This is a genomic window from Massilia sp. 01N417 (genome assembly GCF_056399645.1).
The window spans coordinates 96,664-109,187 of sequence record NZ_JBFTRS010000021.1 but is presented as its reverse complement, the minus strand read 5'-3'; the positions used below and the strand labels follow the sequence as shown (position 1 = coordinate 109,187).

At 61.8% G+C, this 12,524-nt stretch carries 8 protein-coding genes; 1 reads left to right on the top strand and 7 read right to left on the bottom strand.

Annotated features, from left to right (window positions below):
- Positions 1-53: 53 nt before the first annotated feature.
- From dnaE to AC1DOQ_RS20955, 3 genes are all read right to left on the bottom strand, one after another.
- Positions 54-3,548, bottom strand: a complete 3,495-nt coding sequence (gene dnaE, locus AC1DOQ_RS20965) for a DNA polymerase III subunit alpha (RefSeq protein WP_477368744.1) — start codon at positions 3,546-3,548, stop codon at positions 54-56.
- A 126-nt stretch (positions 3,549-3,674) separates the two neighbouring features.
- The gene (locus AC1DOQ_RS20960; RefSeq protein ID WP_477368741.1) at positions 3,675-4,343 is read right to left on the bottom strand and encodes a PEP-CTERM sorting domain-containing protein; all 669 of its coding nucleotides are present in this window, start codon (positions 4,341-4,343) and stop codon (positions 3,675-3,677) included.
- 322 nt (positions 4,344-4,665) lie between these two features.
- The gene (locus AC1DOQ_RS20955; protein ID WP_477368738.1) at positions 4,666-5,781 is read right to left on the bottom strand and encodes an acyltransferase family protein; all 1,116 of its coding nucleotides are present in this window, start codon (positions 5,779-5,781) and stop codon (positions 4,666-4,668) included.
- Positions 5,782-5,917: 136 nt separating this feature from the next.
- Between AC1DOQ_RS20955 and AC1DOQ_RS20950 the strand changes: the two genes are divergently transcribed.
- Positions 5,918-6,790 carry a sulfurtransferase gene (locus AC1DOQ_RS20950; RefSeq protein WP_477368735.1) on the top strand — a complete coding sequence of 291 codons (873 nt, stop codon included), beginning with the start codon at positions 5,918-5,920 and terminating at the stop codon, positions 6,788-6,790.
- 101 nt (positions 6,791-6,891) lie between these two features.
- Here AC1DOQ_RS20950 and AC1DOQ_RS20945 read toward each other — a convergent pair whose 3' ends face one another.
- The 4 genes from AC1DOQ_RS20945 to AC1DOQ_RS20930 all read right to left on the bottom strand — a co-directional run bounded on the left by AC1DOQ_RS20945 (position 6,892) and on the right by AC1DOQ_RS20930 (position 12,311).
- Entirely contained in the window at positions 6,892-7,503 is a 612-nt protein-coding gene (locus AC1DOQ_RS20945; RefSeq protein ID WP_477368732.1) for a DUF4214 domain-containing protein, read from the bottom strand.
- Between the two features lie 222 nt (positions 7,504-7,725).
- Positions 7,726-9,114 carry a TolC family outer membrane protein gene (locus tag AC1DOQ_RS20940; RefSeq protein ID WP_477368729.1) on the bottom strand — a complete coding sequence of 463 codons (1,389 nt, stop codon included), beginning with the start codon at positions 9,112-9,114 and terminating at the stop codon, positions 7,726-7,728.
- A 2-nt stretch (positions 9,115-9,116) separates the two neighbouring features.
- The gene (locus tag AC1DOQ_RS20935) at positions 9,117-10,469 is read right to left on the bottom strand and encodes an HlyD family type I secretion periplasmic adaptor subunit (RefSeq protein ID WP_477368726.1); all 1,353 of its coding nucleotides are present in this window, start codon (positions 10,467-10,469) and stop codon (positions 9,117-9,119) included.
- Positions 10,470-10,472: 3 nt separating this feature from the next.
- On the bottom strand, positions 10,473-12,311 hold the full coding sequence (locus AC1DOQ_RS20930; protein ID WP_477368724.1) for a type I secretion system permease/ATPase: 1,839 nt from the start codon (positions 12,309-12,311) through the stop codon (positions 10,473-10,475).
- Positions 12,312-12,524: the final 213 nt, after the last annotated feature.

The window sequence follows — 12,524 nt, the reverse complement described above, 5'->3', positions numbered from 1 at the left end:
CCCTACGAACAGCGATAACGTAGGGTGGGCACCCCGTGYCCACGATCACCGCATTAATACTCGACCGCCACGTCTTTCGCCCCCAGCTGCAGCTCGAGCGCATACTTCAACTCGTCCGACGGCGCCACCCGCCAGCCGTCGCCCAGCTGCACCACGCAGGGAATGCCCTGCGGCGACACGCGCAGGCTGACCGGCAGGCCGTCGTGCTGGCGGTAGGGCTGCAGGATCTCGGCCAGCTTGGCCGGGCTGACCGTGCAGGCGACGTCCATCTCCAGCTTGTGGCCGTACTGGATGCGCGCCTCGGCGATGCCGAAGGCCTTCTCGGCGGTGATGCGCAGGCCGCCGTTGAAGCGGTCTTCCGAGACCTTGCCGACCACCAGCAGGAATTCGTCTTCGCGGAAGATGTTCTTGTTGGCCTCGAACAGCTCGTTGTAGATCGTGACTTCGACCACCGAGGTCTTGTCGTCCAGGGTCACGATCAGGATCTTGCCGCGCTGGGTCAGCTGGGTGCGCACGCCGGTGATCACGCCGCACAGCATGCGCGGATCGCGCGACGGCTCCAGGTCCTTCAGCTTGGTCTTGGCGAAGCGCCGCACTTCGGCTTGGTACGAGTCGAACATATGGCCCGACAGGTAGTAGCCGAGCGCGGTCTTCTCTTCCGACAGCTTCTGGCGGTCGGTCCAGGGCGTGGCCTTCACATATTCCGGCGGGGCGACCAGGTCGGAGTCAATGCCGCCGAACAGGCTGACCTGGTTCGCCGCGGCCGCCGCCTGGCCGGCCGCTTCCATCGCGAAGCCGACGGAGGCCAGCAGCACCGCGCGGTCAACGCCGAAGCAGTCCATCGCGCCTGCCCGAATGAGGGATTCGATGGTACGGCGGTTGATCTGCTTGCGGTCCACGCGCAGGCAGAAGTCGAACAGGTCCTTGAACTTGCCGCCTTCGGTGCGCGCCGCGATGATGGCTTCGATCGCGCCCTGGCCGGCACCCTTCACGCCGCCCAGGCCGTAGCGGATGTTCGACACCTGCTTGCCGGTGACGGAGCGCGGCGGCCCTTCCGGGGTGAAGCGGAACTGCGATTCGTTGACGTCCGGCGGCAGGATGGTCAGCTTGCAGACGTCGATCGAATCCTCGACCAGGATCTTGATCTTGTCCGTGTCTTCCATGGCCAGCGACATGTTGGCTGCCATGAACGCGGCGGTGTGGTGGACCTTCAAATACGCCGTGTGATACGACAGCAGCGCATAGGCGGCGGCGTGCGACTTGTTGAAGCCGTAGCCCGCGAACTTCTCCATCAGGTCGAAGATCTCGTCGGCCTTCTCGGTCGACAGGCCGTCCTTGGCGGCGCCGGCGCGGAAGATCGCGCGGTGCTCCGCCATCTCCTCGGCCTTCTTCTTGCCCATCGCGCGGCGCAGCATGTCCGCGCCGCCCAGCGAGTAGCCGCCGACGATCTGCGCCATCTGCATCACCTGCTCCTGGTAGACCATGATGCCGTAGGTCTCGGACAGGATGGACTCGGTGCGCGGGTCCGGATAGTCGAATTTCTCGCCGTGTTTTCGCTTGCAGAAGTCCGGGATCAGGTCCATCGGGCCCGGACGGTAGAGCGCCACCAGCGCGATGATGTCCTCGAAGCGGTCGGGACGCGCATCCTTCAGCATGCCCTGCATGCCGCGCGATTCAAGCTGGAACACGGCGACGGTCTTCGCCTCGGTCAGCAGCTTGTACGAAGGCCGGTCGGTCAGCGGCAAGGATTCCAGGTTGAAGTTGGCGTCCTGCGGATCGAGCGCGCGGATGTAGTTCACGGCGCGGTCGAGGATGGTCAGGGTGGTCAGGCCCAGGAAGTCGAACTTCACCAGGCCGGCGGCTTCGACGTCGTCCTTGTCGTACTGCGAGACCACGCCGGCGTCGCCGCCCTGGGTGTACAGCGGGCAGAAGTCGGTCAGCTTGCCGGGGGCGATCAGCACGCCGCCGGCGTGCATGCCGATGTTACGGGTGATGCCCTCGACCTGCTGGGCAAGATCCAGCAGCTGCTTCACCTCTTCCTCGTTCTCGAGGCGCTCCTTGAGCAGCGGCTCCTCCTCGATCGCTTCGGCGATCGAGACCGGCTTGCCGGGCTTGAACGGAATCAGCTTCGAGATACCGTCGCAGAAGGTATAGCCGAAGTCCATCACACGGCCGACGTCGCGGATCGCGCCCTTCGCCGCCATGGTACCGAAGGTGGCGATCTGCGAGACCGCGTCGCGGCCGTACAGGTCCTTCACGTGCTGGATCACCAGCTCTCGCTTTTCCTGGCAAAAGTCGATGTCGAAGTCGGGCATCGAGACGCGTTCCGGGTTCAGGAAGCGCTCGAACAGCAGGTTGTATTTCAGCGGATCGAGGTCGGTGATCTTCAGCGCGTACGCCACCAGCGAACCCGCACCGGAGCCGCGGCCCGGGCCGATCGGCACGCCGTTGTTCTTGCCCCACTGGATGAACTCCGCCACGATCAGGAAGTAGCCCGGGAACTTCATCTTGATGATGGTGTTGTTCTCGAACTCCAGGCGCGCCTCGTAGCGCGGGCGTTCCTTTTCGCGCTGTTCCGGATCCGGGAACAACTGGATCAAGCGCTCTTCCAGGCCCTTCTTCGTTTCGGCGACCAGGAACTCGTCGATGGTCATGCCCGGGGTCGGGAAGTTCGGCAACTGCGGCTTGCCCAGCGTGAGCGTCACGTTGCAGCGCTTGGCGATTTCGACCGAATTGGCGAGCGCGCCCGGCAAGTCCTTGAACAGCTCGGCCATCTCGTCCTGGGACTTGAAGCACATGTTCTCGTTGAAGCGGCGCACGCGCTTGGCGTTGGCCAGCATCTCGCCCTCCGCGATACAGACGCGCGCTTCGTGGGCGATGAATTCTTCCTTCTTGATGAACTGCACCGGGTGGGTCGCCACCACCGGCAGCCCGAGGCGGTTGGCCAGCGCCACCGAATGGCGCACCTGCTGCTCCTGGTTGGGCTGGCCGGCGCGCTGGATCTCGACGTAGAAATGGCCGGGGAAGATGCGCGCCCAGCGCGTCGCTGCGGCTTCGGCCTTCTCGATGTCGCCGTTGTCGATGGCCTGGGCGACGTCGCCGAAGGGGCCGCCCGACAACACGATCAGGGCGTTCGACTGCGGCACCTCCGGCTCCAGGGTCGATACGGACGTTGCCAGCGCTTCCAGCCACTCGACGCGGATTTCCGCCCTGCCCTTGTACTGGTTGGTGAGCCAGGCCTTGGACAGCAACTCGCACAGCTGCAGGTAGCCGGTCTTGTTCTTGCAGAGGATCAGCAGGCGGAACGGCTTGTCGCGGTTCTCGTCATTGGTGATCCAGGCGTCGACCCCGACGATGGGCTTGAGACCCTTGCCGCGCGCGGCCTTGTAGAAGCGGACCAAGGCGAAGGCGTTGGCCAGGTCGGTCACCGCCAGCGCCGGCTGCTGGTCCTTCACGGCCGCAGCCACCAGGTCGTCGATGCGGACCAGGCCGTCGACGATCGAGTATTCGGAGTGTATGCGCAGGTGGGTAAAGGTCGGGGCAGTCATCCCATCATTTTACCGCGCCCTGACGAGTGACGGGATAGCTGACTTGCCTTTTGGAATGTCAGCGTAGCAATCGCGCACACTAAAAAGCCGGCCTTGCGGGCCGGCTCTTGACCAATTGAAAAGACCTCAGGCCTGCTTGCGGCGGCGCAGTAAACCGAGGCCGGCCATGCCCAAGCCCATCAGCGCCAGCGAGCCGGGTTCCGGCAGTGCGCGGGCATTGATGTCGCGCGCGGTGAGGACGACACCATTGTCGATATTGACCGTACGGAAGCCGACGGTGGTTAAGGAGGACAGACCGGTGGCTCCGGTAATGTGAGCATCGGCACCAGTCAGGGTGATCATTTCCTCATCGCTCGGATTCAACCAGAGGTCGAAAGCATTGTAGGTCTTGCTATTACCGGTCTTGTACAGGTAGCCCATCAGGTGATAGTCGGTGTTCGGCGATACGTTACTGTTCTGCAAAAAGGTGCCGCCGGTCCCGCTCATACGCAGGTAGATATCATTGGTGCAACCCGCTACATCGCCACCGCAATTGGCCTTCAGGCCAAAGCTGGGGCCGGTCGAGTTACCGAACCACAAAGCAAAGTAGTCATTGTTCTGCAGGGCGCCAGTGAAGGAAAAATTGAAGTCCAGGATCACACCCGACGTTTGCGCTGCTGGCAGGGAAAATGAGGTCACCTTGTCGCTTGCGCTGTTGACCTTATAAGTGGTTGAGCCGTCGACAAGCATTGTGGTGGCACTGGCCGAAGCGGTAGCGAAAATGAGTCCTGCGGCGATGGCGGAAAGTTTGAACATGTGTAGTAATTGAATTAATAAGATAGATTTCCATTAAGCAAAAAATGTGCCTGGAAGAAAATTTACTTATCTTTCAATCATTTGAAGATTCCCCACCGAAAAAGAATTTGTTCACTGTAAAGTTTTTCGACAGTAAAACAAACTAAAACGCTAACTTGAATTATTTTTTAAGAAACAAAATCTGGCATACGCATCAGCGGAAGAAATGACAAGCCTAAGGGCCACATACATAGCCGCGAAGAGCACTTGCCAGCCCGGCACTGGGCGGCAATTCAGGAATTTGTTGATTCGTCGCCTAATAAAATGTGGCGTGGCCATCCGCTCAGCTAGCTTGTGGCACCGGCGCCGGCTGCTGCATGCCATAACGGCGACGCATGCGCAGGAAGGGTTCTTCGATCGTGTTATAGCTCAGGGTTGCCAGCAGCCAGGTAGCGACATAGGTGATCAATATCATGATGGCTGCATCGATCCAGCCGTTGCCGACCAGCCTCACCATGCCGACCTGGGTGGCCAGCAAGTGCAGCAAAGCCATGTGCAAGAGGTAGAAGGAAAAGCTGACCTTGCCGCCATGGCAAAGCACGCGTTCGATGGGTGCCGGAAGGCGTGGCTGGAAGGATACCCAGGACAGGATGAATACCGCCCAACCGATGCTCTCGATCATCGACCAGAAGATCCAGAACACCGATTTCGGCGTCGCGCCGAAGGGTGCGTAACGGTGCAGCGCGGCGGTGTCGCAGACCACCAGCGCAAAGGAAATCAGCAGCAGCCAGGGCGAAAAAGCGTGCAGGCGTCCGCGGATCCGCGGCTGCTGGTACAGCATGGCGGCCAGCATGCCGATCAGGAACTGGTCGAAACGGCCGACGAAGGTACAGAAATACATCAGTGTGCTGTTTTCGTTGACGGTATAAGCGCTGAGTTTAAAAAAGAACATCAACAACAGCAGATTGAGCAGATAGCCCGGACCGCGTTCCATGGCAAAGCGCGCCAGGAAGGGGAACACCATATAAAACAGGAATTCCAGCGAAATGGTCCAGGCCGCGCCCGTGATCGGCGTACCCGAGGTCGGCGCGTGGCCGAGATTGGTCGCGAATAGATAAAGCAGATCCTGGGGCTGGAAATTGTCGCGCCCGATCGAGGTGGCGACCAGGAAGATGGTCAGGAATAAGGGAAAGATGCGCAGCACGCGGTTGCGCACGAAATCGCCGTAGACGATCGCGCGCTGGTGCAGGGCGATCTGCATGAACAGGAAGCCCGACAGGGTGAAGAACAAGCCGACCCCGGTATGCCCTTCCGTGATCAGGCCGGCCCACGGCGTTGCCAGCGCCGGGCCGCCGAGGCCCCGGTACTCGAGCTGGAAATGAAACAGGAAGACAATGGTCGCGGCCAGCCAGCGCAATTGATCGATGCGCGGGTTGTACTGCAGATTGAGCGAGTTCATAGGGCCGGCTGAGGTTGCGCAAAAAATAGCATTTTAATGCGAACTACCGCGAAACTACACCTTATCCACATCCCGGCTGACCTCACGGCGGCACTGTCTTATAATTGCTGGCTGTCTTCCTGTATTTGCTCCCCCAATGAACATGCACGTCAATATCGCCGCCTATAAATTCGTCACCCTCGACAACCTCGAAGAGATGCGCCAGCAATACCAGGCGCTGTGCAATGAGCTCGGCTTGAAAGGCACCGTGCTGCTGACGCCGGAAGGCATCAATATGTTCGTCTCCGGTCCGCGCGAGCACATCGACCAGTACCTGGCCTGGGTGCGCAGCGATGCCCGCCTGGCCGACCTGGAATGGAAGGAAAGCCTGTCGGCGGACCAGTCGCACCGCCGCATGCTGGTACGCATCAAGAAGGAAATCATCACGATGCGCATGCCCCTCATCAAGCCGGAACTGGGCCGCGCCCCGTCGGTGGAGCCGAAGACGCTCAAGCGCTGGCTCGACCAGGGACATGACGACGACGGCGTGCCGGTGGTGATGATGGAAACCCGCAACGCCTTCGAAGTGGACGTCGGCACCTTCGAAAACACGCTCGACTACCGTATCGAGAAGTTCAGCGAATTCCCGGACGTCGTCGCCAAACACAAGGATGAGCTGCAGGGCAAGACCGTGGTGACTTTCTGCACTGGCGGCATCCGTTGCGAAAAGGCCGCAATCCACATGCAGAACATCGGCTACGAGCGTGTCTACCAGCTCGACGGCGGGATCCTGAAGTACTTCGAGGAAGTCGGCGGCGATCACTACAAGGGCGACTGCTTCGTCTTCGATTACCGCACGGCGCTCAATCCAAAGCTGGAGCCGACCGAAACCGTGCAGTGCTTCGCCTGCCGCGCCGTGGTGACGCCACGCCAGCAACTGGCGCCCGAGTACGTGGTGGGCGTTTCCTGCCCGCATTGCTTCGGCCGCCAGGCCCAGGACCCGCAAGCGCAGGGCCAGGCACAGGTTTAAGGCTCCAGAATGACACACCGCCGGTATGTCCGGCGGTGATTTTTTATTTCATTCACGCGGCTTGCGTGCAATAAAATTTCATCTCTTGGGCGACTCGTCCTTCAGCCGAACAGCGGATGTGCGGGATCGGCAACGCCCACCAGGCCCACCGGATGGTCTGCCAGGCCGGTCGCGGCCTTGACCATGTTCTCGATGGTGATGTCGATATTGCCCGGGTCGACGGCAGCCGCGCCCGATCCGAGGTCATGGATGGCGGCAAGGTAATCCGATGCCATCTTGAGGCCGGCCGGGGTCGAATACGCCTGCTGTTCGGCGGGCTGGTCCAGGTGTGCCGTGAAGACGGTGGCGGTCGCCACCTTCCCGTTATAGGCGACACTGTCATTGCCCTGGGCCCCGCCGGCGATCTGGGTCACGACGTTATCGATGGTGATCGCATGCTTGTCCAGCAGATTGGCCCAGTAGTCGGCACCGGCAGTTTCCGCAGGGCGTCCGAACAGATGCTGGTAGACCGCATTGACGGTGGCGTGGCTGTCCATGCCCGCATAATTTGCCTTGTACTCCGCCGAAGCGGCAAAACTTGCCGAAATCAGCTGATAGCCGGTTGGATTATTCGCGAGGATATTGGTCCAATAAGCCAGGCCGGCAACGTCCGCCGGACGGCTGAAATAAGCAACATAAAGTTTCTGGACTTCTGTTTCGGTCGTAGTCGCCATCATGGCCTCCTTTTAGATAAGTGTAAAAAATATACCGTATCCGTTTTTTTGGAGGCGCACTCAACCGTGCTGCATACTTCGTAAGTTCTTGAAAGAAAAAGATTTTTTCCTAGAAATCCACTTCGCATAGGCTGAAGTGTTAAATATCTAACCCAACCGGTCTGCGCAAAAAAAGACCCCGGTGCTCGCGCAGCGGGGTCTTTTATCAGGAATGGCGCAGGATCAGTGGAAGTAAGCCGCCACCTCGCGCACGCTGGACGCATCCAGCGTACCGGCCGCGGCGCGCAGGCGCAGCAGGCCGATCAGGTAGGAATAGCGGGCCTGGGCCAGGTCGCGCTGGCTGGTGTACAGCTGTTGCTGGGCATTGAGCAGGTCGAGGTTGATGCGGACACCCCCCTTGATGCTCTGCTCCGTCGCCTTCATCAGCTCCTTGCCGGAGGCAACCGCCTTTTCCAGTGCTTCGATCTTGCGCACGCTGGACAGCACGATGCTGTGGGCTTTGCGCAACTCGACCATGACTTTGCTGGTGCGCGCGTCGTAATCCGACTGGGCGCGTCCATAGGCGTCGGCGGCCTGGCGCGCGCTGGCGCTGATCGCCCCGCCCTGGTAGATCGGGAGACTCACCTGCAGGCCGATCGCGCGGTCGACCGTTTTCTGGTTGTAGGTGTTGATCGATGCGGCATCGCTCTTGTCGTAGACGGCAGTGAGGTCGACGCGCGGATAATGCCCGGCCTTCTGCTTGCCGATTTCCAGGCGCGCTGACTCGATCGCCAGGCGCGCAGCCGCCAACTCATGGTTGTGCTCGCGTGCGATTCTGGCCCAGTCCTCGTAGCCGGCGGTCGGCAGCGCGGCCGGATTGAAACCGTCGCGCAGCTTGTCCAGTTGGCCCGGGTCCACGCCAATGATGCCGATCAAGGTTTCGCGCGCGGCGACCACATTGTCTTCGGCCTCGGTCACCTGGGCTTCGGCGATATCGAGCCGGGCCTGGGTTTCCAGCATGTCGGTCTTGGTGCCCTCGCCCTTCTCGAACAGGCGATTATTGACGTGCATCTGCTCCTTGTACATGTCGCGCGACACCCTGGACAGCGCCAACTGGTCCTCGGCAAACAAGGCGTCCATGTAGGCGCTGGCCACGCGCACCGCGACGTCGTCGCCGGCCGCCTCGTAGGCGGCTTCGCCCTGCTTCGCCTGCACCTTGCCCTGGCGGTAACGCGCCACGCCGTCCAGGTTCAGGATCGGCTGGCGCAGCTGTACCGCGCTGGTGCGGCTGATGTAGCGCGGCTGCGTCGGCGTCCAGGTTGCCGGAACCGATTGGCCGAAGATATTCGTATAGCCGGGCTGCCAAGTGTTGACGTCGGTGATGTTGCGGCTGGCCGAAAAACTCGCCGACACCTGCGGCAGCAGGTAGGAACGGCCGATCACGCGGTTTTCCTTGGCCGACTCCTTCTCGTAGAAGCTCATCTTGTACGTCGGGTCGTTCTTCAGGGCCGCCTCGTAGGCCTGCTGCAGCGTGATCGCATTGGCCTGGCCGGCGGCCAGCAGGGCCGATATTGCCGCGGCGAGCGCGGCAGCCGTGCGGCGCACGCCGCTCATATTGACTGGTCGCGCCACGCTTACTCCTCGCTCAGCGCCGAGCTGGCACGATCGAATACCGGCTTGAGCAGGTAGTTCATCATCGTACGTTCACCGGTCTTGACGAACAGCGACACCGGCATGCCGGGACGGATCGCCAGCTTGTGCTTGGCGATCAGCCTGGCGCCTTCCGGCGTCACCTTCACGCGCACCTTGTAGTAGGCATTGCCGGTACGCTCGTCCACGGTGCGGTCGGCCGCCACCTGGTCGACCTCGCCCGGGATGTGCGGCGTGCGGTTGGTGTTGAAGGCGGCGAACTGCAGCTCGGTCGGCAGGCCCGGATGCACGCGGTCGACCAGGTTGACCGGCAGCTGGCCTTCGACCACCAGCGGATCGTTGGTCGGTACGATGTCCATCATCTTGAAGCCGGGCTGGACCACGCCGCCCGGCGTGAACACGGCCAGGTTGACCACGGTACCGTCGGCCGGCGCCTTGACCTCGACGTTGGACAGTTCGAACTTCTGGGCCTGCAGGCGCGCCTGCTCGGTCTCGGCCTGCTTCTGCACCTCGGTCAGCTGGGTACGCACTTCCTTCTGGTAGTCCTCGACACGCTGCGATTTGCGCAGCATGAGTTCGGCAACCTGGCGCTGTGCGCGGCCGATGTTGCCGATGTCTTCCGAAATCGAGCCGGTCAGCTGGGCATAGGTGCGCTCGAGGTCGAGCAGGCGGTTGCGCGCCACATAGCCTTCCTTGGCCAGGTCGCGCATGCCGGACAGTTGCTCCTTGAGGAACTCGACCTGCTCTTTCTTGCTCTGGCGCGATTCCTGCAGACCCTGGATCTGGATCTTCAGGCCGGCGATGCTCTCATCGGCGCCTGCCAGTTCGTTCTTCAGCGACCCCTGGCGCGAGGCCAGCAGCTGGGTCTGCAATGCCATGATGTCCGCCACGCGCGGGTCGCTGCGGCGCTGCTCGAGCTCGGCCGGGAACTTGATCGCATGCGCGCCGTCGCGCTCGGCGCTCAGGCGGGCCATGATCGCCAGATCGGTCAGGTAGCCCGAATCGGTCATCTCGACCGCGGCCTTGGCGGTGATCGAATTCATGCGCACCAGCACCTGGCCGGCCTTGACGACGTCGCCGTCGCGTACCAGGATTTCCTGGATGGTACCGCCGCTCAGGTGCTGCACGGCCTGGCGGTTCGACTCTTTCGCCACGGTGCCGCTCAGCGGCACACCCTTGTCGAGCGGGGCGAACAATGCCCACAACAGGAAGCCGCCGAATCCCAGCAGGACGATCAGCCAGCCCACGCGCGCGAACGGGCGCGCATCGGTATTTACTTCCAGCGGCGTGACGTCGTGCGAGACGACTTCTTGCGGCTTATTGGAAATCAACTTCATCGATTACTTTCCTTCTTCGGTGGTAGCGTCGGCCGGGGTATTTCCCTGGGCCGCCGCGGCTTCCTGTGCGCGCTGGGCCGCGGCCTGGGCGGCGGCCATCTGGGCCTGGGCCGCAGCCACCTGGGCCTGGGCCGCGGCCTGGGCCTCGGCCGCCTTCTTGCTCGCCTCCTGCAGGGCGGCGAGTACCTGCGGGGTCGGCCCGAACATGTGGACCGCGCCGTCGCGCAGCAGCAGCAGCTTGGTGGTCACGTTCACGACACCCGGGCGGTGGCTGATCATGACGATGGTCTTGCCGCGCTGGCGCAGGTCGAGCACGGCTGCCAGCAAGGCTTGCTCGCCGACGTCGTCCAGGTTCGAATTCGGTTCGTCGAGCACGATCAGCGAAGGGTCGCCGTACATCGCGCGCGCCAGGCCGATACGCTGTTTCTGGCCGCCGGACAGGCCGGCGCCGCCGTCGCCCAGCTTCGTGTCATAGCCTTCCGGGAACTGCAGAATCATCTCATGGACGCCGGCGCGCTTGGCCGCCTGCACCACCTGCTCGGCAATCACTTCGCCGAAGCGCGCGATGTTTTCGCTGATCGTCCCCGCGAACAGCTCGACGTCCTGCGGCAGGTAGCCGACATGCGGCCCCAGTTCGGCCTTGTTCCATTGATAGATATCGGCGCCATCCAGGCGCACCTTGCCCATCATGGTCGGCCACACGCCGACCAGCAGGCGTGCCAGCGTCGACTTGCCCGAGCCGCTCGGGCCGAGGACGCCGAGCACGTCGCCCGGCGCGATCGCGAACGATACGCCCCTGACGACCGGCATCTTCGCGCCCGGGGGCGAGGCGGTAACACCGTCCAGGGTCAGGACACCCTGCGGCTTGGGCAGGGCCATGCCGGCCGGACGGGACGGATTCGCTTCGAGCAGGGCATCGAGGCGCTCGTAGGCGCTGCGGGTGCTGCTGAACGACTTCCAGACGGCGATCACCTGTTGCACCGGCTGCAGAGTACGGCCGAGCAGGATCGAGGCCGCGATCATCATGCCGGGGGTAATCTTGTTGTCCAGTACCAACAATGCGCCCAGGCCCAGCACCAGCGAGGACATCGACATCTGCACGAATTTGGTCAGCGCGGAAATCAGCCCCGCCTTCTGGCTGGCGTTGGCCTGCAGGCCGAGGAACTTGCCGTGCAGCTTGAACCAGCGGCTCATCAGGTTCGGCAGCATGCCCATCGACTCGATGACTTCGGCGTTGCGCAGGTTGTTCGTGGCCAGGGTATTGGCCTGGATCGACATCGAGTTCGCTTCCGCCAGCGGCTCCTTGGTGACGCGCTCGTTGACCACCGCCAGGATGATCAGCAGGATGGTGCCGCCCAGTGCAAAGAAGCCGAGAACCGGTTCGAAGACGAAAATGACGATCAGGTAGATCGGGAACCAGGGCGCATCGAAAAATGCGAACAAGGCATTTCCCGTCAAGAACTGGCGGAGATTGGTCAGGTCCGCCAGCGCCTGGCCGGCATTGCCGCCGGCCTGCTTCAGGTTCTGCTCGAATGCCGCCGTATAGATACGTTTGTTGAGCACCATGTCGAACTGCGCGCCGACGCGCACCAGTACGAAGGAGCGGATCAGTTCGAGGCCACCCATGAAGAGGTAGGCGCCGACAATCAGCAGGCTCAGCATCAGCAGCGTGATTTCGTTGCGGCTACCCAGCACACGGTCATACACCTGCAGCATGTAGAGCGAAGGCGCCAACATCAAAAGATTGATGATCGCGCTGAACGCGCCAACCGTGAAGAAGGTGCTCTTGAAAGACCGCAGCACCAGATCGATTTCGTTGCGTTTTTCTAGCAGTTTTTTCATAGGGCCTTGCGCACTTCAATCATTCCCGATCGCAGCACGCCATGATTCGAAGAAATTTGTCCGGGCACATTATGTACCAGATCTGTTCAAAAATGTGACGTGTATCACACTTTTTACGATATTCGGTCGCGTACTGGTCACAAAACCAGTCAGCCCTGCAGTTACAGGCAACAAAAGAAAAACCCCACTGCCTTGCGGCAGCGGGGTTTCGAA

Bases quoted from the DNA above. Each gene is read 5' to 3' on its own strand.
- dnaE (WP_477368744.1), bottom strand. From the start codon at position 3,548: ATGACTGCCCCGACCTTTACCCACCTGCGCATACACTCCGAATACTCG.
- AC1DOQ_RS20960 (WP_477368741.1), bottom strand. From the start codon at position 4,343: ATGTTCAAACTTTCCGCCATCGCCGCAGGACTCATTTTCGCTACCGCT.
- AC1DOQ_RS20955 (WP_477368738.1), bottom strand. From the start codon at position 5,781: ATGAACTCGCTCAATCTGCAGTACAACCCGCGCATCGATCAATTGCGC.
- AC1DOQ_RS20950 (WP_477368735.1), top strand. From the start codon at position 5,918: ATGAACATGCACGTCAATATCGCCGCCTATAAATTCGTCACCCTCGAC.
- AC1DOQ_RS20945 (WP_477368732.1), bottom strand. From the start codon at position 7,503: ATGGCGACTACGACCGAAACAGAAGTCCAGAAACTTTATGTTGCTTAT.
- AC1DOQ_RS20935 (WP_477368726.1), bottom strand. From the start codon at position 10,469: ATGAAGTTGATTTCCAATAAGCCGCAAGAAGTCGTCTCGCACGACGTC.
- AC1DOQ_RS20930 (WP_477368724.1), bottom strand. From the start codon at position 12,311: ATGAAAAAACTGCTAGAAAAACGCAACGAAATCGATCTGGTGCTGCGG.